The 22369-nt window shown below is 34.8% G+C and carries 17 protein-coding genes and 1 pseudogene; 14 read left to right on the forward strand and 4 right to left on the reverse strand.

Going from position 1 to position 22369, the window contains the following annotated elements; all coding sequences use genetic code 11:
* From ACFP65_RS09955 to ACFP65_RS10005, 11 genes and pseudogenes are all read left to right on the forward strand, one after another.
* Window positions 1-238: pseudogene (locus ACFP65_RS09955) on the forward strand (carbohydrate ABC transporter permease); the annotation flags it as partial.
* Between the two features lie 10 nt (window positions 239-248).
* On the forward strand, window positions 249-875 hold the full coding sequence (locus ACFP65_RS09960) for a DUF624 domain-containing protein (RefSeq protein ID WP_379918191.1): 627 nt from the start codon (window positions 249-251) through the stop codon (window positions 873-875).
* 12 nt (window positions 876-887) lie between these two features.
* Window positions 888-2129: a glycoside hydrolase family 88 protein gene (locus ACFP65_RS09965; RefSeq protein WP_379918193.1), complete on the forward strand. Its 1242-nt coding sequence runs from the start codon at window positions 888-890 to the stop codon at window positions 2127-2129.
* Entirely contained in the window at window positions 2110-2328 is a 219-nt protein-coding gene (locus ACFP65_RS09970) for a hypothetical protein (RefSeq protein WP_379918195.1), read from the forward strand. The genes ACFP65_RS09965 and ACFP65_RS09970 overlap by 20 nt, the downstream gene beginning before the upstream one ends.
* 83 nt (window positions 2329-2411) lie before the next feature.
* Entirely contained in the window at window positions 2412-3257 is an 846-nt protein-coding gene (locus ACFP65_RS09975; RefSeq protein ID WP_379918197.1) for a hypothetical protein, read from the forward strand.
* 56 nt (window positions 3258-3313) lie between these two features.
* Window positions 3314-5047 carry a heparinase II/III domain-containing protein gene (locus ACFP65_RS09980; protein ID WP_379918199.1) on the forward strand — a complete coding sequence of 578 codons (1734 nt, stop codon included), beginning with the start codon at window positions 3314-3316 and terminating at the stop codon, window positions 5045-5047.
* Window positions 5040-6860, forward strand: a complete 1821-nt coding sequence (locus ACFP65_RS09985) for a DUF2264 domain-containing protein (RefSeq protein ID WP_379918201.1) — start codon at window positions 5040-5042, stop codon at window positions 6858-6860. Before ACFP65_RS09980 ends, ACFP65_RS09985 begins: the two co-directional genes overlap by 8 nt.
* A gap of 10 nt (window positions 6861-6870) precedes the next feature.
* Window positions 6871-8001, forward strand: coding sequence for a glycoside hydrolase family 88 protein (locus ACFP65_RS09990; protein WP_379918203.1), 1131 nt, complete (start codon window positions 6871-6873; stop codon window positions 7999-8001).
* 167 nt (window positions 8002-8168) lie between these two features.
* Window positions 8169-9563, forward strand: a complete 1395-nt coding sequence (locus ACFP65_RS09995; RefSeq protein WP_379918205.1) for a M24 family metallopeptidase — start codon at window positions 8169-8171, stop codon at window positions 9561-9563.
* Window positions 9564-9587: 24 nt separating this feature from the next.
* The gene (locus ACFP65_RS10000) at window positions 9588-10274 is read left to right on the forward strand and encodes an N-acetylmannosamine-6-phosphate 2-epimerase (RefSeq protein ID WP_379918207.1); all 687 of its coding nucleotides are present in this window, start codon (window positions 9588-9590) and stop codon (window positions 10272-10274) included.
* A gap of 146 nt (window positions 10275-10420) precedes the next feature.
* Window positions 10421-11206: a glucose-1-dehydrogenase gene (locus ACFP65_RS10005; RefSeq protein WP_379918209.1), complete on the forward strand. Its 786-nt coding sequence runs from the start codon at window positions 10421-10423 to the stop codon at window positions 11204-11206.
* Window positions 11207-11330: 124 nt separating this feature from the next.
* Here ACFP65_RS10005 and ACFP65_RS10010 read toward each other — a convergent pair whose 3' ends face one another.
* The gene (locus ACFP65_RS10010; protein WP_379918211.1) at window positions 11331-12104 is read right to left on the reverse strand and encodes an SDR family oxidoreductase; all 774 of its coding nucleotides are present in this window, start codon (window positions 12102-12104) and stop codon (window positions 11331-11333) included.
* A gap of 175 nt (window positions 12105-12279) precedes the next feature.
* Here ACFP65_RS10010 and ACFP65_RS10015 point away from each other — a divergent pair, with 175 nt between their 5' ends.
* The 3 genes from ACFP65_RS10015 (at window position 12280) to ACFP65_RS10025 (ending at window position 16683) form a co-directional block, all read left to right on the forward strand.
* Complete coding sequence (locus ACFP65_RS10015) at window positions 12280-13128, forward strand: aldo/keto reductase (protein WP_379918213.1); 849 nt, start codon at window positions 12280-12282, stop codon at window positions 13126-13128.
* Window positions 13129-13361: 233 nt separating this feature from the next.
* Window positions 13362-15284 (forward strand): beta-glucoside-specific PTS transporter subunit IIABC, encoded by a 1923-nt coding sequence (locus ACFP65_RS10020; RefSeq protein WP_379918215.1) that lies wholly within the window; start codon window positions 13362-13364, stop codon window positions 15282-15284.
* Window positions 15277-16683 carry a glycoside hydrolase family 1 protein gene (locus ACFP65_RS10025; RefSeq protein WP_379918217.1) on the forward strand — a complete coding sequence of 469 codons (1407 nt, stop codon included), beginning with the start codon at window positions 15277-15279 and terminating at the stop codon, window positions 16681-16683. Before ACFP65_RS10020 ends, ACFP65_RS10025 begins: the two co-directional genes overlap by 8 nt.
* Before the next feature lie 40 nt (window positions 16684-16723).
* Here the strand turns inward: ACFP65_RS10025 and ACFP65_RS10030 are convergent, their stop codons facing one another.
* The 3 genes from ACFP65_RS10030 to ACFP65_RS10040 form a co-directional block, all read right to left on the reverse strand.
* Window positions 16724-18103: a hypothetical protein gene (locus ACFP65_RS10030; protein WP_379918219.1), complete on the reverse strand. Its 1380-nt coding sequence runs from the start codon at window positions 18101-18103 to the stop codon at window positions 16724-16726.
* 535 nt (window positions 18104-18638) lie between these two features.
* The gene (locus ACFP65_RS10035; protein ID WP_379918220.1) at window positions 18639-20915 is read right to left on the reverse strand and encodes a glycosyltransferase family 2 protein; all 2277 of its coding nucleotides are present in this window, start codon (window positions 20913-20915) and stop codon (window positions 18639-18641) included.
* Window positions 20905-22020, reverse strand: coding sequence for a glycosyltransferase (locus ACFP65_RS10040; RefSeq protein WP_379918221.1), 1116 nt, complete (start codon window positions 22018-22020; stop codon window positions 20905-20907). Before ACFP65_RS10040 ends, ACFP65_RS10035 begins: the two co-directional genes overlap by 11 nt.
* Between the last annotated feature and the right edge of the window lie 349 nt (window positions 22021-22369).

Genomic DNA, 22369 nt, shown 5'->3' on the forward strand with positions numbered 1-22369 from the left:
AGCTATCTTCATACAAGACAATAATTTGCTTCCAATTCAAAATATCTTGCGCGGCGTATTATTAGCGAACAATCAAACTTTGAATCAAGGAGCAGGAAGTGCTGACTTAGTCAATCAGTATGCAGAAACAATTAAATACGCGGCTATTTGTATTTCAACCATACCCATACTCTGTATTTATCCATTTTTACAAAAATATTTTGTTAAAGGTATCATGATTGGATCTATTAAAGGTTAGGAGGATATTGATGAAAGCTTTTACTGATATAAATAGTAAATTATATCGATATACGAATTTTTTGATGGATTTCTTTTTACTAAATATGTTATTTCTTTTGACCTCTATGCCAATCATTACTATAGGAGTTGGACTGACTAGTCTATCAAATGTTTCAATAGAAATGATTGAAGGAAAAATGAGCTCACCAATAAAATCATATTTTACTCATTTTAAAAATAATTTGACAAGAGGGATTTTTATTCAGCTTTTTCTTGGTTCAGTTTTGATTACTTTGTATTTTTCTTCTAGGTTGTTATTTATTCTTCCTACTATATCGTTTATTTTAGTTAGCACAGGACTAATATTGGCAACCATCATTTGTTTATTTGTTTCATTGTACATCTTTCCATATTCGGCCAGATATGAGAATAGCTTTATAAAAAGTTTAAAAGTAGTATTTCAATTATCATTGTCAAATCCAAAAGAAAGTTCTGTAATGCTATTAATGGTTTTGACAGTCATTTCTTTAGGAACGTTAAATATATTTTGGGCAAGCTTAATTTCATTTTATTTTTTCTTTATAGGGTTTTCTGTTTCAAGTTTAATTAATTCTTTCATCACTTTAAAGGTATTTAATCAATATCCTGAATCATAACTAGGAGGGCGTATGAGCATCATGTTAGCTACAGAATTTATTAATAAAGTAAATGGATTTTGGATTTCTTCAATTGAAGAAGATCAGGATAGAGCGTTTTGGGAAAGGTCAGCATATCATATCGGAAATATAGAAACGTATAAACTTACAGGTAACAAAGAATATTTAGAATTTACGCAAAAGTGGTGTGAAGTAAACAAATGGAAAAGTCACCCGTATGAAGGTCATTCTGATTCATGGACATGGGGATATGGTGAAGAAGAGAGCAAAGCCGTACTTTTCGCCGATTGGCATGCCTGTTTTCAAGTTTATCTGGAGATTTATAATATGGGAAATAAAGAGCATCCTGAATATATTGAGTACGCTAAGAGAATTATCGATTATCAAATTAGTAAGGATGATGATAGTTTCTGGTGGTGGGCTGACGGTTTATATATGGGAATGCCAGTTATGGTGAAATTATATAATATCACTGGTGATGAAAGTTATTTAGAAAAACTGCATCAATACTTCATCTACTCAGTGGAGTTAATGTACGATGGGGAAAAAGGAATACCTATTTCTGAGTCTCATTATAAATCTACTGCTTATTTCGGTGGCCCATATGGTGGTAAGAAGTCTGTAAGATCCAGATTCAGTGATCCTAATCAATACAGTCATTTATTTTTTAGGGATGCTAGTTATGTTTACCCTTCTAAGCCATTACCAGGAAAATTAAGTGAAGTGAAAAATTTTTGGGCTAGAGCGAACGGATGGGTTTTTGCTTCACTAGCTAGATTACTTAAGGAACTCTCTTCTAGTTGGCAACACTACGATTTTTACATGCAAATTTATAAAGATATGGCTCATTCAATTGTTCATTCTCAAAAATTTGATCAAAGGGGTAATGGGTTCTGGACACAATCTATGCTAGCACATAGTTACAGTACAAATGATCAAAATCCTGAAGGGTACGAGACAAGTGGAACAGCGTTTTTCCTATATGGATTGTTAGTAGGTGTTAATGAAGGAATTCTTGTTAAATCAAGTACAGAGAATTCTATAAGTAGTAGCTGGAATTACCTTTCTAAAGTTGCAATGCATGATTCAGGAAAGATCGGATACGTTCAACCTGTTGGTGGAGAGGCTGGAAAAGCAGCTGAATATGGAAATACTCAAGATTTTGGGGTAGGGGCTAGTTTACTGGCTGCTACTGAAATGGTTAAATATCAGGCACAATTGAAAGGAGAAAAAAATGCAAAATGGACCAAATAACCCTAACCATTCTTCTCAAGGGTTTTCAAACGCACATCCACAAAGAGTGGACATACCAGCTGGTGATGTTCCAGACGAAGTAAAGAAGGGATTTATAGATGAAGAAGTTGTCATAGAAAATGAAAAGTCCAACCAAAAAAAAGAACCAGTAAAAGAAGATTTTGAACCATTCAATTTGAATAAGATCGATGATGAATAATTGTTGTAGAGTGAGTTTTTCGAATATCCTATTTATATATGGGTCTATAGTAATTTTAGTTTTGGTTGAGAGAGGACAGTTATATGGAAATCAAATGTACGATTTATAATCAGAATGGTACGATAAAATTTGGAAAAAATGATTACGAAGAAAAAAATTTTTTGTTAACTGAAACAGCTGTAGATTTTGTTTACCTTTCATCTCAGCAAATCAACTTTAACGAAGGAGATTACTTTGAAATTGAAATTTCTGAGCGTCATCAGTATTTAGTTGTTCAGTTAGATCCTTCACTGGCACCATCTTTAGTCTATATTCCTGATAAGAAATGGCGCTATGACCTACGACTTGGTAAAAATTGGAGGGAAGCTACACATGAGTCCGTTTTTAACGTAAAACGGACGTATAGTTTTATCAGGATTGCCAAAGAATACGAAGTGAATCAATATCAAAATCTATCAATGAATACACATGACTTAAATCACTTTGCAGGAGCATATCCTCATGCGAGTGCTAATGTCGAGACTAGAAATGATGCTACGTTCTTTGCAATGAATGCTATCGATGGAGTGTATGCTAATAATAGTCATGGTTCATTTCCCTATCAATCCTGGGGAGTCAATCAGCAAGATGATGCTGAATTGAAGATCGATTTTGGAAGAACAGTTTTTGTCAATGAAGTTGAACTCACTCTACGCGCAGATTTTCCTCATGACAATTATTGGACTCAAGGAGTTCTCGTATTTTCTGATGGGACTGAAAAAGAACTCTCGCTCACAAAAACGAATGAAATTCAGCTTTTCAATATAGATTCTGTCAAGACAAAGTGGGTTGTATTAAAATGTCTACTCAAAGATCCAGCCCTGCCTTCTCCATTTCCAGCATTAACTCAAATTAGTGTCTATGGTAAAAACTGTCTCAATTTCGAATAAACACAAATAGACTAAGTTTTAAAATTTGAATTTTCTTTTACTGGAGAGTGAATAAAATGCTAGACGTTCAAAAGTTAAAGAACCACAAAGATTATGATAAAGTAATTAAATATTTCGAAAATAATGTCTATGAATCTTTTCCAAAAGAACCCTCTTGGAAAGAGTTTAATTTATTCTGGGAAAACGGAAATCGTTCGATCTATGAGAAGGGGTACTTTGAGAGAAGAAAACAATTAGTTTATTTAGGGCTACTCGTCATAGATCAACCTAGAAATTATTCTAATAAAAGTAAGTTAGAGAAACTTATTATCTCAATCTGTAATGAGTTTACTTGGTGTTTGCCAGCCCATGTAGATAAAGAAAGAGAGTTTGATTCTGAGTACAAGAGATATACACTAGATTTATTTGCTTGTGAAACTGCTTTTACGCTGATGGAATTAAGTGATTTATTAAAAGATTCACTACCCGAGAATCTAATATCACTGATTCGCCATTCTGTAGCGGAAAAAGTCTTGAATCCTTTTCTTAAAGAAAAATGGAACTTTGAAGAGTTTGATAACAATTGGTCAGCTGTTTGTACAGGTTCAATCGGAATTGCTGCACTCTACTTTTTAGAAAAAGATCATCCCTTTTTAGAAAAAATCTTAACTAGAGTAAATACGTCGATGGATATATTTTTAAAAGGATATGGTGATGACGGGGCATGTCTTGAAGGGCTAAGTTACTGGCAGTATGGGTTCAGATATTTTACATATTATATTGACTGCTTAAATAAATTGGCAAAGAGTGAATATTACGAAACACTAGATCAGAATAAATTGAAGAATATAGCGATGTTTCAGCACAAAATGTATCTGTTTGATCGGACAGTTATTAATGTTTCAGATTCTCCTACGGAATTAGAACCAGCACATGATATAGCCAGTTACTACAAGCGTTTATTTCCTAATGATATCAAGCTTCCGAATAAAACCATAGAAGTTGAGAGTTTAATTGATCATTGTGGAAGATGGGCGCCTATGGTTAGAACACTAGAATGGTCTGAGATCAATACATCAAAGATAGATACTGTTGAAAGTTTTGAATGGTTAAAAGATGCTCAAATGCTCGTTTACAAAGATGAAACGATTCAAATAGTTACAAAAGGAGGGAATAATGGCGAACCCCATAATCACAATGATTTAGGTCATTTTATGATATTTTATAATAATAAACCTTTTTGTATAGATTTAGGGGCTCCTGAATATACGAAAAATTACTTTAATGACAAACGCTATAAAACACTACAAGCTTCTTCATTAGGGCATTCAGTACCTATCATTAATGGACATTTACAAGAAGGCGGGATAGAGTTTAATAGTATTGTAAAAGAAATTGATCAATACAAACTTAAGGTAATTTATGATTTAACCCATGCTTACAATGATGAACGCTTGCTTTGTTTTCAAAGAGAAATAAAGCTAAATCCTGAAGACTATTCTATGAGATTAAAAGATCATTTTAAATTCAGTACAACTAATAATGTGATAAAGCAGAGATTTATACTATCGGAATTAGAAATTTATAAATTGAATGACTATGAAATCATCTTTAAAAAAGATCAAATCCAATTTCATGTAGTCATTTTGAATAAAAAGAGTACTTTTAAAACAGAACCACTCATTTATAAAGATCACTTTGGTCAAACTAAACGTGCATTATTATTAGAAATGTCTTTCAATTTAGGAAAAACTGAAGAGATGATAGAAATCGAGTTGTATTTTTCAAATAAGGAGAAGACAAATGATTAACTACAAAGAGCTAGAATTGTTTAAAGATAAAAAAGATACAACAATGTCATTAAATAAGTTATTAAGTCCTTTGGACAATTATTTTGAAAATGAGGCTTCTGGGCTAAAGCTAAGCGCTACTGGAGTGGCATATGGAGGAAAGACTGCTAGTGTTGAATCACTACTGAGATTGTTATGGGGAATCGTACCTTTAGAAACAGGCGGTGAAAGTCATCCGTTAACCAAAAAGATTTTAAAGGGAATCATCAACGGTACAAATCCAGATCATCCTAATTATTGGGGTACGATACAGCAATATGATCAACTGATTGTAGAAATGTCTGCGCTAGGGTATATGCTTTTGTTAAAACCAGAAGTATTCTGGCAGCCTTTATCTTCAAAAGAAAAGTTGAATCTTGTTCAGTATATGAGACAAGTGAATTCTGTAGATGCTCATGATTGCAATTGGTTGTTTTTTGCAGTAATAGTAAATCTTGGCTTAAGAAACGTTGGGGAAGCGTACGACAAGGAAGTTATTGAGAGAAATCTCAACCGAGTAGAGGATTATTATATAAGCGAGGGATGGTATCAAGATGGAGTGGATGCACATATCGATTATTATGTTTCCTTCGGTATCCATTTTTACAGCTTACTCTATGCCACCTTTATGGAAGAGGAAGATCCTAAACGATCGAAACTTTACAAAGAGAGAGCAAAAAAGTTTTCCGAGAAATTTAAATATTGGTTCTCTGAAGAAGGTCAAGGGATTCCGTATGGTAGAAGTATGACTTATCGCTTCTGTCAGGTAGCCTTCTACTCCATATACATATATGCGGATGTGGACCCAGATGATATTGGATGGATGAAAGGAATTATCCTTCGAAACTTTAGATATTGGTTCAAACAACCTATTTTTAATGGTGATGGTACACTTTCAGTCGGTTATGTTTATCCTAACCTTCATATGAGTGAGGACTACAATGCTCCTGGATCTCCTTACTGGGCTCTAAAAAGTTTTCTGATTCTGGCATTGCCAGAAGACCATTTGTTTTGGAAAACAGAGGAGGCTCCTTTTCCAGAAGTTCAATCAAAATATAAAGATAAACAGACGGGACACGTTTTCGTCAGAGATCATGGACATGTAGTCTTGTTTCAAAATGGCTATAAATTCTATGATATTCATAATCATACAGCAGCTAAATATGAAAAATTTGCTTACTCTACTCATTTCGGCTTTAGCATCCCAAGGTCAAACTTTTCAGTTTTTGAAGGGGCTTATGATTCTATGCTTGCTCTAAGTGAAGATGGCGAAGATTATCGAATTAAGCGTAAAGTGATTGATAAGTATACAGAAAATGATTATTCATATATAAAATGGAAGCCATGGAAAGATGTGACTGTTGAGACTTATTTGATTCCAGGAGCTCCTTGGCATGTTAGGATTCATAAAATTATCACTGATAAAGCTCTAAAAGTAGCAGATGGTGGTTTTGCCTTAGGAAAACAACCAGGCGAATTAAAGACGCTTAATGAGTCCTTCATGACTATATTAAAGTCTCCAAATGGTGTAGTCGGAGCAGTGGATCTTCAAAAACGATGTTCGGTCCATACAGAATCGACTAATGGTAATACCAATTTGATTCATCCAAATACAGTAATTCCTTTTGTGAGAGACGAAATCGAACCAGGTAACCATCTTTTCATTCACGGATTTTATGGGTCCCCCGACGAAAGCACGGATTTAGAACAAGTGAAATCAAGTATAGAATTTGATAAAGAGAAACAAGCCATTCGTATGAATGGAGAAGAAATTAAATTAAACTTTTTAGATTAGGGGTATTAAAATGACGAAGTTATACGAAGCTGCAATTGAGAAGGCACTAGGAAATGTTTCAAAAAATATAGAACGATTTGGAGAGTTATATCCTCATACGAGTACGGATGATATATATTCTCTTAATCCTAATAATGACTGGACTGCTGGTTTTTGGGTAGGCATATTGTGGCAAGCTTATGAGTATTCAAATAAAGAAGAGTTTTTAACAGCGGCTAAAAAAGCAACGAGTCAGATGGGGGAAAGATTGATAGCGGATAGACATCTAGATACTCATGATATCGGCTTTTTGTATACACCTACGACAGGGGCGCAGTGGATCATTGAAAAAGATGCAGAAGCTAAAGAACTCACTATAAAAGCTGCGGATCGATTGATGAAAAGATATAGAAGCGACCTTAAAATTTTTCAAGCATGGGGCCCGTTCAGAGACCCTGAAATTGGTGGTCGATTTATAATTGATTGTTTAATGAATATGCCATTACTGTTTTGGGCAAGTGAGGAGACTAAAGACGATAAGTACCGAGATGCAGCTATAGCATTTGTCGAAACGACAAGAAAATATCTGGTTCGAGGAGATGACTCGACCTATCACACGTTTTATATGAATCAAACTAGTGGCGAGCCTGAAAGAGGTGCAACTCAACAAGGTTATTCTGATGGTTCAACATGGACTCGTGGGCAAGCTTGGTCAATTTACGGATTTGCTTTAGCATACAGATATACGAATGATCCAGCTTATTTAGATACCTCTTTAAGATCTGCTCGATACTTCATTAAGCATTTACCTTCCAATTTGGTTGCTCATTGGGATTTCGATGCTCCAATTGATGAGCATATCAAACCGGATAGTTCCGCTTCAGCAATTGCTGCTTGTGGATTTCACGAATTACTCGAATGGTTAGACGAAGATTCAAATGATTACAAACTAATTAAAGAAACGATGGAAAAATCCATGCAGACACTGATAAAAGACTATTCTACCGACTCTAATGCACAAGGACTCCTTGAACATGGATCGTATAGTGTCAGAGAAGGAAATTCACCAGATGATTATGTTATATGGGGAGATTACTTCTATCTTGAAGCATTAATGAGATTAGAGAAAGGGAAAAAAGGTTATTGGTATGAATCCCGTTAGTATAGAACTATGGTATTAATATATAATAAGTCATTTTTAGATAAGATAAAACAACAGTAGTCATAGATTACTGTTGTTTTTGTGTTGCAATAAGAATTGTAGTTCCAGATTAGGTTACTCTATATGTTAGAATATAATATAAGCTACAAAAGAATAGGAGATTTTAAATGAGAAAAATAGAAGCTACTTTAAGTACCATTAAACCACCTGAAAAAGAAGAGAATCTAAAGCCAGTTATCTTGACTGATCGAACGATGAACGAACGCTTTGAAAAAGTGATTGAGAAAATGAAAGCTGTAAAACTATCTACTTTAGTTATTTATGAAGATCTTGAGCATGGATCGAATTTTGAATACTTAACCGGTTTTTTAACACGCTTTGAAGAAGCGCTTCTTATTCTTCATGACGATGGTCGTGTCATTTATGTACTAGGCAATGAAAATTTAAAGTTGGAAAAACATACTCGTCTAAAGGGAGAAGTGGTTCATTGTCCCCAATTTTCACTACCTAATCAACCTAGGTTTGAAGACAAACCATTATCAGAAATTTTGGATAAGTCATTATTCAAGCTTGATGCTCAGATTGGTTTAGTAGGTTGGAAATTATTCACTGGACAAAGCGAAGAAGCTAAAAATAACTATGATCTACCTCACTATATTGTTGAGACCATCTCTAAACAAGTGGGAAAAGAGAAGCTATTAAATGCAACTGACCTATTTATAGGAGAAGATGGTGTCCGTACAACAAACAATGCCAATGAAATTGCACATTATGAATTTGGAGCTGCATTAGCATCTTCTAGTATCCTTAAAGCTTTGGATGCCGTTGAGTTAGGAAAAACTGAGATGGAACTAGGACAAGTTTTAAATACTAATGGACAGCCGAACAGCGTTGTCACAATCGCTGCCACTGGTAATCGATTTGAAAAAGCTCGCTTATATCCAAGTTACAAGAAAATAGCATTAGGAGACCCTATGTCTTTAACTGTAGGATACAAAGGTGGACTTCAAAGTCGAAGCGCATATGCTGTTCATGACGCTACGGAATTACCTAAAGGACAAGAATCATATCTAGAAAAAGTTGTCTATCCTTATTTCGAAGCTGTTACGACATGGATTGAAACAGTCCGTATCGGTATGACAGGAAAAGAGGTTTACGAACTAATCGAAAGCGTTCTTCCTAAAGAACAATACGGTTGGCATTTAAATCCAGGACATTATGTTGCCGACGAAGAATGGATGGCTTCTCCCATATACAAAAATTCCACGGTTACACTTAAAAGCGGTATGCTGTTTCAGGTAGATATTATTCCGTCTGTTGAAGGGTACTCTGGAACAAGCGCTGAAGGAGGCGTGGTGCTTGCAGATAAAGTTTTACGAGAACAAATCAAGTCAAACTATCCAGAAATGTGGAAGAGAATGGTTCGTAGGAGAGATTTTATCATCAATCAGTTAGGGATTGAGCTTCAGGAGGATATATTGCCCTTAGGGAATGCATTCCCTTATTTAAGACCATTTCTTTTAGATAAAGAAAAAGCAGTAACCATTTCAAAAAAATCATAAAATGACTCAAAAGGAGATAAACAGATGTCAATTCTTGAAACTATTAAAGGCGGGCTTATTGTCTCTTGCCAAGCTTTACCAGATGAACCGCTTCACAGTTCTTTCATCATGGGAAGAATGGCGATTGCATCAGAACAAGGTGGTGCGATCGGCATTAGAGCCAATTCCAAAGAAGATATCGCGGAAATCAAGAAACAAACAAAACTTCCATTAATTGGAATCGTTAAAAGAGATTATGATGACTCTTCTGTATATATTACGGCAACGATGAAAGAAATTGATGAGCTTATGGAAGTCGGTTGTGAGATTATCGCGCTTGATGCGACCGATCAAAAGCGGCCAAATGGACAGGCTCTCAAAGACTTTGTGAAGAATATTCGGGAAAAGTATCCGAACGTTCTTTTGATGGCTGACAGTTCGACTGTGGAAGAAGTCTTGGAGGCAGAAAAACTTGGATTTGATCTTCTTTCAACCACATTGATGGGGTATACAGAAAAGTCAAAAGGATTAAATATAGCAGATCAAGATTTTGAGAAACTAAAAATCATTTTAAAATCTGTTGAAACACCCGTCATAGCTGAAGGACATATTGACACACCTGAGAAAGCTAAAAGATGTTTGGAGTTAGGTGTACATGCTGTAGTTGTTGGTAGTGCAATTACCCGTCCTCAATTGATCACCGAACAATTTGTAAATAAAATAAAAATGTAGAGCTAAAAGTCGGTAGATGAGTCTATCGACTTTTTCTTTTCGAATATTCTGATCATTCAAGGTAAATCTTTTGAGAAAAACGTATAGCTACGGTACATTTAAAAAGAAAGTAGTTGTTTAATAACTAGTCTAAGGAGGAACTGTTTGTGTATAAAGATTTAGATGGGAAAGTAGCAGTCGTTACCGGAGGATCCAAAGGTATTGGTCAAGAAATAGCCATTCGATTTGGTAAAGAGAAAATGGCTGTTGTGATTAACTACCATAGCGATGAAGAAGGGGCTAATAAGTCTGTTGAAGCCATTGAAAGTCATGGGGGAAAAGCAGTCGCAGTTCAAGCTGATGTTGGTTCTGAAGAGGGCGTTAAAATATTACTAGATACTGCTATCGAGCATTACGGAAAACTTGATCTATGGGTCAATAACGCCGGTATGGAGAATCAATCACCAACACATAAATTAAGTTTTGATGACTGGTCTAAAGTTATGAGTGTAAATCTCGATGGCGTATTTCTAGGTTCAAAAGCCGCTTTAAATTATTTTGTAGAAAATAATATCAAAGGTTCTATTATCAATATGTCTTCTGTACATGATAAAATTCCTTGGCCAACCTTTGCACACTATGCTGCAAGTAAAGGTGGCGTAAAGATGTTTACGGAAACTATTGCCTTAGAGTATGCTCATAAAGGTATTAGAGTGAATAATCTTTCTCCAGGTGCAATCAACACAGATATCAACGCAGAGAAATTTGAAGATGAAGAAGCAAAACAGAAAACGATTAGTATGATTCCGATGAACTATATCGGCAAACCTGAAGAAGTAGCGGCCGCAGCTGCTTGGTTAGCGTCGAGTGAATCTAGTTACGTCACAGGGACGACACTTTATGTTGACGGCGGTATGACCTTGTATCCATCATTTGAAAAAGGCGACGGTTAATAATGTAAATATCAAATAAGCGAAAGAATCATGATGCAAGAAGGATAGTAAATGCAAACGACCTCATTGAGAATTGTTTTAATTAACAGTTCTCAATGAGGTCGCTTTTTTATTTTTGAAATCCTTATACTAAAGTATATCCACCATCTACAATGATATCCGATCCAGTGGTAAAGGTACTTGCCTCACTTGCCAAATAAACGGCTACACCTTTCAATTCTTCTGGATCACCAATTCGTTTCATAGGGGTAAGATCTTCCCATTCTCCAATTAATGGTTTTAGATCTTCATCATTGACTAAAGCAGTTGCCATGTAACCGGGGCTGATAGAATTCACTCGTACATTTTTTTCTGCCCATTCTACTGCAAGTGACTTCGTTAAATGAATTACACCAGCTTTAGATGCGTTGTAAGAGGCTTGTGGTTGTGGAATGTTAACGATATGTCCTGACATTGAACCAATATTGATAATGGAGCCTCCACCTTGTTGAATCATTTTTTTGCCTGCTGCTTGAGCACACAAGAAAACACCAGTTAAGTTTAGATTTATGATCTTATTCCAATCTTCAAATGACATGTCCTGGCTATCACCATTTATGGTTGCTCCGGCATTATTGACTGCAATGTCAATTGATCCTAAACGGTCAACGACTTCTTCAATCATATCATGGACTTTTTCGGGGTCAGTTACGTCAACTTCTATAGCGATTGCTTTTTGTCCAGTTGCTTCATTAATTTCGTTCGCAGTTTTTTCTGCAGTATCAAGATTTAAGTCTGCTATTGCTACGGATGCACCGGCTTCTGCGAGTGCTAATGTAATACTTTTACCTATACCTTGCGCACCACCAGTTATAATAGCGACTTTATCATCTAATTTGAATTTATCTAGAATAGTCATAAAAACCCTCTTTCTATATTTTTTATCCTTCACAATAAACTTAGCACAAGATAAAGCGTTATCAAAATGATATCTATTCTTTATACGATTTATGAAGTTTAAGCATATCATTAGAAACGGTAAAAGTAATTGCGTTACAATGATTTTGTCAAAAGTATTGAAAGGATGTTCTAAGATGAAAAAAATCGAAACATACGAGTTAAACGACGGCTCTAGTTTACCGAAAATTGGATTTGGTACCGTAAACATTCAAGGCGCGATTGGAGTCAATAGTATCTTGACTGCTATTGAAGCGGGTTATCGTGTCATTGATACTTCAACTAACTACATGAACGAAGGAGTGGTTGGGGAAGCAATCCGGCGTTCTTCTGTTCCTAGAGAAGAATTGATTATTAGTTCTAAACTTCCTGGAATGGCACACGATTATGATAAAGCTATCAAAATGATTCAAGAATCTCTATATAGATTAGGGATTGATTACTTTGATAAATATCTCATTCACTGGCCGCTACCAAAACAAGGTAAGTATGATCAAGCTTGGCAAGCGTTAGTCGATGCACAGAAATTTGGATTAATCAAAACCATTGGTGTTTCAAACTTCTTAGAAGAACACCTGAATACAATTATCGACAAAACAGGTGTTACACCTGCTACGAACCAAATTGAAAGACATCCTTACTTTAATAATAATGAACTAGTTGAAACAAACAAAAAACTTGGTATTTTAACTGAAGTTTGGAGTCCATTTGGCAGAGAAATCAACGATGTAATCGAGCACAAAACCATTGCTGAGATTGCTAAAAAATACAATAAATCAGCTACCCAAGTGATTCTAAGATGGAATTTAAAAAACGGGGTTATGCCTATCGTGAAATCCTCTTCATATAAGCATCAAAAAGCGAATCTTGATGTATTCGATTTTGAGTTATCACAAGAAGACATTGACACCATTGATGGATTGGATAAAGGAGAGCCTGGCCGTGTAGAAGGACAGCATCCAAATGAATATGAAGAATTTGGATAAAATTTAAATTATGGGCAGTTTGCTATTAATAGCAAACTGTCTTTTTTAATGGATAAAAAGCTTATATCGTTCAAATTATCATAAAATTTTTAAAATTACGGTCAAACTGATTGAAATTTTTTTTAGAATTGTCTATGATTAAGTTCTGATTTAAAATAACACTAATTTTTATATAAGTATCCCTCAGTTTAGTAACATACGAAACAGATGGATAATTTAAGCGAGGGAAAAAGATGAACCATGATAAAGTAGCAAAAAAAATTCTTGAAAATGTTGGTGGAGAATCAAATGTTCAGGAATTGACACATTGTTTTACAAGACTTAGATTTGTACTCAAAGATGAAAATAAAGTAGATAAAACAACTTTAGATAATATGGACGAAATTTTGTCTGTAGTATTTAATGGTGGACAGACGCAAGTTGTTATTGGAAATGAAGTGGATAAAGTCTATGAACAGATAGAACCGCTACTTGATCATAATCAAAAGGATCGTAATGTTGCAATAGATAAAAACGAGTCTTTAGGAAATAAAGTACTAAACACTGTCGCAGCGATTTTTACACCAACCATACCAGCAATTGCAGCTTCTGGAATGATTAAAGGCTTGCTTGCGATTGCGGTTATGTTTGCCTTGCGTTTCTATAATCTTGATATCAAAGAATTTAATACGTATGTCATTTTAAGTGCGGCTTCGGATGCTATCTTTTATTTCATGCCACTTATTTTAGCTTATACTTCTGCGAAAGTTTTTAAAGCAAATGAATTTATTGCTATGGTTATTGGTGGAACATTAGTGTATCCAACTTTAATTGAATTAATGACAGGAGATCTATCTGTAACGTTCTTTGGAGTAGGTGTAACGCAAGCGAATTACGCTTCTTCTGTTATCCCAATTATTATAGCTGTCTTTATATTGTCTTATGTTCAAAGGTTCTTTGAACGTATCATACCGGAAGTGCTTAAAATTATCGTTGTACCCACGCTTTCTCTACTTGTAATGATTCCGGCGACATTATTACTTTTTGGTCCAATCGGAATTTACATGGGGAACGCAGTTAACTGGTTATATTACTATATTATGGATTTCAGTTCGATTCTACTTGGAGCTTTTATTGGTGGCATGTGGTGTGTATTAGTTGTGTTTGGTGCACACAGAGCCATTATTCCAATAGGGATACAGGACGTTGCTCAAAATGGACGTCAGAATTTACTAGCCTTTGCAGGTGCGGCGAACTTTTCTCAAGCTGGAGCTGCACTAGGCGTATTTTTTAGAACGAAAAACAAAGCCCTTAAAACAGTTGCGCTGTCTGCATGTGTGACTGCACTGTTTGGAATCACAGAACCCGCTATTTATGGAACTAATTTAAGACTTAAAACACCGATGATTTATGCGGTTATCAGTGGTGCTTTAGGTGGAGCTATTATGGGATGGGGTGGCTCTTACGGGAATGCATTCGCTAATCAAGGGATTTTGACGATTCCAGTTTATGCAGAAGCAGGAACAACTGCCTTTCTAGCTTATCTTGTCGGTATATCTGTAGCATTTTTTGGAGCGTGTGCTATGACAATATTCATAGGATTCAAAGATATACCCAATGATACAGAAGAAGTGGCTACTGAAATAGACCATTTCAAAATATCTACAAACGTAGAAAATAGTCCAACCATAATGGCTTCACAAGCAGATAAGATTCTAGCTGCGCCAATAAAAGGTACACTGGTTTCTCTGACTAAAGTTAATGATGAAGTTTTTGCCTCTGGAGCGATGGGGAAAGGATTTGCGATTCTTCCTGAGACTGGTGAGGTTGTAGCGCCAGATGATTGTACGGTTACAGCTTTAGCGCCAACTTTGCATGCAATTGGGTTAACGCTTGATAATGGACTTGAAGTCTTAATTCATATTGGAATAGACACAGTGAAATTAAATGGTCAATTTTTTGAGAGTTTTGTTACAATAGGAGATAGATTGAAAAAAGGGGATAAGATGCTTTCATTTGACTTGGATGCTATAAGAGCAAAAGGATTTGACACAATCACTCCTGTTGTTGTAGCAAACACAAATGAATACAAAGAGATTCAAAGTGTATCGAAAACCAATATTTCAATACTGGAAGATATTTTATTGATTAAAGATAAGGGGACAAGTTATGCGTAATCATTTTCAAAAAGATTTCTGGTGGGGCGCCTCATCTTCAGCATTTCAAATAGAAGGTGCATGGGATGAAGATGGCAAAGGAATGACCGTTGCGGATTTCAATTCATTCAAAAAATCAGATAAGCAAGCAGATACTAAAGTAGCAAGTGATTTTTATCATCATTACAAAGAAGATATTTTATTGATGAAAGAGCTAGGCCTTAAAACATACCGTTTTTCAATCTCATGGGCCAGAATTTTACCTGATGGTGATGGAGAGATCAATCAAAAAGGGATTGATTTTTACAATGATGTGATCAATTTTCTTTTAGAACAGAACATCCTACCTTTTATTACACTCTACCACTTTGATCTACCGTATGCTTTAGTAGAGAAATACAATGGCTGGGAAGATCGGGCCTGTGTTTATGCTTTTGAAAAATTCTCTAAGATTTGCTTTGAAGCCTTTGGTGATCGAGTAAAAAACTGGCAAGTCAATAATGAGCAAAACTTGATGATTCGAGTCAACGAAAGAATGAATATGTATGATGTTGCTCCTGAGGATGCAGAACGAGTACGTGCTCAAATGGATTATCATATGTTCGTTGCGCATGCATTATCAACAAATGCCTGTCATGAGATGGTAGAAGGCGGTAAAATTGGACCTGCAGTTTCTTCCACTGTGACGTATCCAGCATCTAACAAACCAATGGATATTTGGGCCGCAAAAATGAATGATAACTTCAAAACAAATTATGCTCTAGATATGTATTGTTATGGAGATTATCCTGGTTACTACAAAGAATATCTAGCAAAAGCAGGGATTGAACCTATAAGACAGCCTGAAGATGATGAAATTTTAAAAGCTGCCAAACCAGACTTGATTGCTTTAAATTATTACCGTACGCTAGTAGCTTCTTATTTACCTGAAACTGAAGAGAATCCTTACGGTACTAAACTCAATGAAATCGATTATGACTTGTATGGCTATTTTAAAATTGAGAAAAATCCTCATCTAGAATCAAGTCAGTACGGTGCTCAAATTGATCCAATGGGTTTAAGATTAGTTTTAAACGACTATTATGACCGCTATAGACTGCCTTTGATTATCACAGAAAACGGACTAGGAACACCGGATACTTTAACAGAAGATGGAAAGATTCATGATGATTATAGAATTGACTACATTAAAGATCATATAGCTGCTTGTAATGATGCCATCGCAGACGGAGTAGAATTGATTGGCTACTGTCCTTGGGCAGCGATTGATATCCTCAGCTCACATCAAGGCTTCAAAAAACGTTACGGATTTGTCTATGTAAATAGAGAAGACCATGACTTAAAAGATTTAGCAAGAATCAAAAAAGATAGCTTTTATTTCTATCAAGAAGTCATTCAAAACAATGGTTTAACTGAATAATCAAAAAGGATACCCGACAATTTTTGTCAGGTATCCTTTTTTAACGACTAGCGAAGTCGACAGTATCAGAAAACGGCACTTTGGTTAATTTCTGATGATTGATTTTATAGAGTCCGGCCAAGGAATCCTCAGAGGTCGTTCGTTCTATAGCAGACGTCAATTGAGTGTTTTCATCCATAATTAAAACATAATCATAGGCATCTAGCAAATTCATATCTTCTTCAGTAAATGAACTTATACCGGTAACATTAGCAGAGAAAAGGAAGTATTTAGCTGCATATTGCAAGTTGAAATTAGTTACTTGGCCATCCGTGTCCTCTGCATAAACAAGAAATTTATCTTGCGTGTTCAGAGTCATTTGATCACCTACCAGAGAGGTAACTCTTCCAGGGACAGATGTTGAGTAATCTTGGTTCATACTATTCATTCCATTAATCTCTGAAAATAGAAAGGAAAGTCCAATTGCAGTACATATAAGAGCAGTATTTTGGTAAAGCTGCTTTGTTCTAATATTTTTAAAAGCTTTGTAATCTCTCTTCGCGCCTTGCTGCACATGAAGAGAGTTTTCTATATTAATAATAATATTAAAGGTTACAATACCGATAAAGAAGAGTACCATACTAGATAAGTATCTTTCCAAACCAGCAAGGACTAAGGCTTCTTCGGTAGGCATCGTATAGATAAACATTGCAAGATTACCGATATAGTACAAAACAACTCCGATATCTAACAGCAATAACACTTTAAGACTATTCCATCTCTTTTTAAGCACTATAAAAGTTATCAAATAACTAGCAATCATTAAAAAATGAAACAGTAGAATACCTCTGGTTGATAAACTATCAAAAGAGAAAATTGCCTCAAAAAAACGATCAATAATCAATCGAATCGTCTCAGCCGACTTTTCAGATGAAACTTCTTGAAAGTTTTCAACGGAAAGCGTGTGTTTTGATAACGTTCCTTGAAGACCAATTTTAGTATGCAAGTTCCAAACGATATATGGAAGTATACTAAATGCGATAGTGACTAAGCTGGCAAAAAACAGTTTAACATTCTGTTTGATTTTGGTTTTTTTAAATGACTTGATTACATAGTACATTAGACAAACGATGCAGATGGCATAAAAGAATAGACCACTATTTTTCACGATGGATAAGAGCCCCATAATTGGCGTAGTTACGATACAAGCTTTAAATAGATGATCTCGATAAGTATAGAGTATCGAAAGAACAGCCAAAGCCAATAAAGGCAGAAGAAAGTCCACAAGTAAGTTATTGATTCTGATTGAGATATTAAAAACTGTCATCAGTGAAAAGGACAATCCCATGATACTGATGAGTAGAAATCTTTTACGATCCCTGATGATTCCGAAAAATGCATAAAAACAAGACAGAATCAGCAATGCCTGAGCAAAGAGCATTAAACCTTCAGAGTAGCCTAAAATTCTATTGATAAAATAAATAAAAGAAGTGCTACCTAGAGGATAGGTTTTGAATGCAATAATATCAGTTGAAATAGTCGGTAGACTATTTGTATTCAGTAAATATTTAACTATTATTCCCCAATGGGAAAAATTATCATAATGAATAAATTTGGTTTGTATCAAAGAGAAAAATAGCGTGATTAAAGCTATAAAAAAACTCATATTTAGTAAGTTGATTTTCTGTAAAAGATCACTAAGTGTGGGCTTAGCTTTAACAACATAAAAAAGGGAAAGCATTATTCCTATAATATAAATTAAATATGTCGTTAGAAATAAGAGATTAAGAAAACCTGAAAAATATACAATACAACTGATCGTAGCGAAAATAAAGATCCAAGAGTAAGTTGATTTGAGGCCAAGTCTGTCTTCTACCAACAGCTTATAGCCAATAAAAGAAAGAATTAATCCAATAGATTTAATAAGAAAAAGAACGTCCAAAAACGATTCCTCCAGTCAAAAATGATTACAATTATTAATTAGCTTCAGTTACTGAAATAGGATTGGTCCACTTCTCCAATTCAGTTTTAAATAAAGGATCAATACATACTTGTTCATAATTTTTGATTAAGAATAATTGACCTTTACGGTAGTTTATCTTTTCACCTAGTACAGGTTCAAATATAATAATGAGATTTTGATCGCCTGATTTAAGCTGTAAAATTTTCTGTTTAGTCGTTTCTGTTAGCCCACTGATTCTGGCATACTTATAATTGAAGTCAATTAAAGTCCCAATAGTCTCATCTTGAAAGGCAATAGACTTATTGATCAAAATTCTCGGAAGTGTTCTTTTGTCCGCTTGTTGTTTTTCAATTCTACGAGTTAAATTGTTTATAATATCATCGAATGCAGTCATCCATACATCTAATTTTATTGGAAGAGAGTGCATACGATCATAAATTAACTGTGAAAACTGTTTTTTATTATCTTCCGTAATAGAGGATAACTGAACGCCGTAAAGCCAATTATCAGAATGTTCTTTTACATATTTTATGTTACCTTCAAATTCAGTTGCATATCGATCGCTTTTAATCTTGATGAGGATTGGCTTATTATTTGGGATAAATTCAGCACGGTCTAATTTAAACAGTAGTCCTCCTTCAGAGAGGTTTAAAGTTTCACCATTAAGAACTCGGTTTTCGAAATGAAGTTCAACAGGCTCAATTGCAGCTATACGATCTGTCTTACGGTAAAGCTTTCTTCCAAGCAAGAAGAATACTGCGTAAAGTAAGTTGATGACATTATAGACGAGCCAGAAAATAATGATACTCCCGTAAAAGAGTTCGCTTCCGTATTTACCCACTGTGAAATTAATTAAAGCAGCAATAGATAGTCCTAGCAGCAAAAGATGAGGTAGTGCATAAAGAACTTGTTGTTTTAAAGTATCGCCCTCTATATCTTTATTCGTTACTTTGAATTTCATTTGCTTAAGTCCTACCGACTCCATAAAAACGGGTAGAATCATATAAGGAGCTAGTATTGTATCAATAATCTGACTCCATCTTTGGTTACGAGTAGCACTTGACAAACTACGCATAGAAAGACTATAGAAAAGGTGAGAAGGCCCCCAGAATAAAAGTAAATCCCAGAAGCCACAAATAGCTATCCGAATTCCAAACAATGCAAAGAGAATTGGTGAAAAGGTAAAGATGATTCTTCTAGCAAATGACCACCAGTAAGAGTGACTCACCATATAGCTAATTCTAGAAGCAATCGGTAACTCTTTATTGAATGGGATTTTTGTATTACGAACACTTTGTATCACCCCACGTGCCCACCTAACGCGCTGTGAAATAAGCGTCTCAATAGACGTTGGAGCTAGACCATTCGCAACAACTTTTGTAGTAGCGATTGTTCGGTAACCTTTTTCTTGAATCCTTATACCAGTCTGAAAATCTTCAGTAATCGTATCCGTTGGGAATCCACCAACTCCTTCTAATGCTTTACGAGATAAAACAGTGTTTGAACCTGTGTAAGTTGGTGAGTTTGAACTGTTTCTCATCACGTTAATTTCTTTAGTAAAAAAGTCTTGTTCATTAGGAATAGTGGTTTCTGCAAATAAATTATACTGAAAAAGATCTGGGTTATAAAAACTTTGAGGGGTCTGTACGAATCCAACTTCTTCGATTGGCTCATTTTCATCTATGTCTTTACGTAACCATACTCCATTTACATCTTTTTGATAGTTTGGAAGGAAAAAATAAGGAACAGATTCCATAAGGAAATCATGAGTAGGAATCATATCAGAATCGAACGTCACGACCAGTGGAGAATCAGTAGAAGACAAAGCATGGTTTAAATTACCAGATTTGGCATCTTTATTATTTTCTAATCCGAGATAATGAATATTTAGCTTTTTAGCAAGATCCGCTACTTCTTGGCGATTTCCATCGTCACATAAATAAATATGTACTTTTGATTTGTCAGGGTAGTCCATAAAAGTACAAGCGTTAGCTGTTTTGAATAATAAATCAGTAGATTCATTATGAGTAGCGATAAAAACATCTACATGCGGAAAATCTTCTTCATGAACTTCAGGTTTTTCAATCAGCGTCTCTTGGTTTTTTCTCCAGAAGAGTTCAAACGTTCCAAAAGCTGCAGCAGATTCGCTTGCGAGTAAAAGTACGCCCATAATTAAGGCAAATGGTCCTTCTTGAAAAGGCAATGTGAAAAAAAGTCTCCACAGTAAATATAAAGTCATAAAGAAGAAAGTAATTAAAAATAACGTTCTTTGATAATTTTTATTTTTCATTTAGAGAAAAGCTCCTTTCAGCCTTTTGTTGCTTGAATACCCAAATCTTTTGAACTTGAAAACTGATTACAAATAGAAAAACATCTACAACTAATTTAATCGTAATTGGTGTTAAGATCCACATCACTACTGACAAGGTCTGGACAAGTAATCCTGATAGTAGCATTTGAAAAAACACAAGAGTAAAGTACCTTGCGACAGAGCTGGTGGAATGTATAGCTTTGAAAACAAATCTCCCATTTGTAATGTAATTAATAATAGATGAAGTACTTCGAGAGCCTACAGTAGCTAATAGTATAGAAAATTCAACATTTAACGAAGCGAATAAAGATAACAAAAATACAAATAGTACGATATCTATAGCAAAAGCGAGTAAAGATGAGAATCCGTATTTAAAAAATACTGAGTAAATCTTGATAGAGTCTACAATTGGATTAAAGTGAGAAGATTGATTGTCATTCAAGTAAATGGTAGCGATTGGGACCTCTTTCAAGGCTATATTATTTTTCTTGAAGTACATCAGCATGTCCATCTCGTATTCATATCTTTCGCCAGGTAATACAATGAGTGACTTCAACAAAGAAAAAGGAATGACTCTCAGACCAGTTTGACTGTCGCTTAGTGTGATTCCATGCGCAATTTTCAAGAATATCCGAGTCAGGTTGTTTCCAAAACGACTTCTGAATGGAATGTCTTTTTTATAGAACTGACGAGATCCAAGAATGACAGTTTGTTTATTTTGATTGAACACATCAATACAGTTTAATATATCTTCTAAGCCATGCTGACCGTCAGCATCCACAGTAATTACACCTGCAATAGGAGAATCTAACTTTTCCACGTAGTTGAAAGCTGTTTTTAATGCTTGTCCTTTACCTAAATTAACATTATGGTGTAATACTACACACTGTTGAAATTTTAGAATGTCTGAAAATATATTTTCTGATTCTTGATTACTCCCGTCATTCACAATAATTAACTGAGCATCTGGCTTGCTAGATATAATAGAGTTAACCAATTCTATTAACTCTTCGCTAGGATTATAAGCGGGAATAATAACTAGGACACTTTCTTTATCTATATTTGAATATTTTCCGTTATGCATAACTGAACCTCCTAAAACTCGCAAAAGAATTCCGAATTCGAAATATATAATAAAAAGTAGTATATTCTATTAACTAAAGTTTAGCTATTAGCAATAATGAACGTAATTGTCTCAATTTATTGTGAAAAAATTAATTTGATAATTAATAGATTAATGTATACAAAAAAAGTCAAATATAATACAGTATTGTTGGTTTTTTTGAAAATAACTGAATAATAATAAAGTTTTTTTCTATATATTTATAAATCTATTTGTCATTAAACTAACTATCCATTTTATGACTGAAATATGACAAGTTATTTTAAGGTTTTAAGATACAATAAAAAAATACGCTTTTAACTCTCATTAG

Origin of the sequence: Marinilactibacillus sp. GCM10026970, assembly GCF_042660675.1 — a bacterium.
Taxonomy (GTDB): Bacteria; Bacillota; Bacilli; order Lactobacillales; family Carnobacteriaceae_A; genus Marinilactibacillus.

Coding starts and splice junctions, on each gene's coding strand:
- ACFP65_RS09960 (WP_379918191.1), top strand. CDS start 249: ATGAAAGCTTTTACTGATATAAATAGTAAATTATATCGATATACGAAT.
- ACFP65_RS09965 (WP_379918193.1), top strand. CDS start 888: ATGAGCATCATGTTAGCTACAGAATTTATTAATAAAGTAAATGGATTT.
- ACFP65_RS09970 (WP_379918195.1), top strand. CDS start 2,110: ATGCAAAATGGACCAAATAACCCTAACCATTCTTCTCAAGGGTTTTCA.
- ACFP65_RS09975 (WP_379918197.1), top strand. CDS start 2,412: ATGGAAATCAAATGTACGATTTATAATCAGAATGGTACGATAAAATTT.
- ACFP65_RS09980 (WP_379918199.1), top strand. CDS start 3,314: ATGCTAGACGTTCAAAAGTTAAAGAACCACAAAGATTATGATAAAGTA.
- ACFP65_RS09985 (WP_379918201.1), top strand. CDS start 5,040: ATGATTAACTACAAAGAGCTAGAATTGTTTAAAGATAAAAAAGATACA.
- ACFP65_RS09990 (WP_379918203.1), top strand. CDS start 6,871: ATGACGAAGTTATACGAAGCTGCAATTGAGAAGGCACTAGGAAATGTT.
- ACFP65_RS09995 (WP_379918205.1), top strand. CDS start 8,169: ATGAGAAAAATAGAAGCTACTTTAAGTACCATTAAACCACCTGAAAAA.
- ACFP65_RS10000 (WP_379918207.1), top strand. CDS start 9,588: ATGTCAATTCTTGAAACTATTAAAGGCGGGCTTATTGTCTCTTGCCAA.
- ACFP65_RS10010 (WP_379918211.1), bottom strand. CDS start 12,104: ATGACTATTCTAGATAAATTCAAATTAGATGATAAAGTCGCTATTATA.
- ACFP65_RS10015 (WP_379918213.1), top strand. CDS start 12,280: ATGAAAAAAATCGAAACATACGAGTTAAACGACGGCTCTAGTTTACCG.
- ACFP65_RS10020 (WP_379918215.1), top strand. CDS start 13,362: ATGAACCATGATAAAGTAGCAAAAAAAATTCTTGAAAATGTTGGTGGA.
- ACFP65_RS10025 (WP_379918217.1), top strand. CDS start 15,277: ATGCGTAATCATTTTCAAAAAGATTTCTGGTGGGGCGCCTCATCTTCA.
- ACFP65_RS10030 (WP_379918219.1), bottom strand. CDS start 18,103: ATGCTCTTTGCTCAGGCATTGCTGATTCTGTCTTGTTTTTATGCATTT.
- ACFP65_RS10035 (WP_379918220.1), bottom strand. CDS start 20,915: ATGAAAAATAAAAATTATCAAAGAACGTTATTTTTAATTACTTTCTTC.
- ACFP65_RS10040 (WP_379918221.1), bottom strand. CDS start 22,020: ATGCATAACGGAAAATATTCAAATATAGATAAAGAAAGTGTCCTAGTT.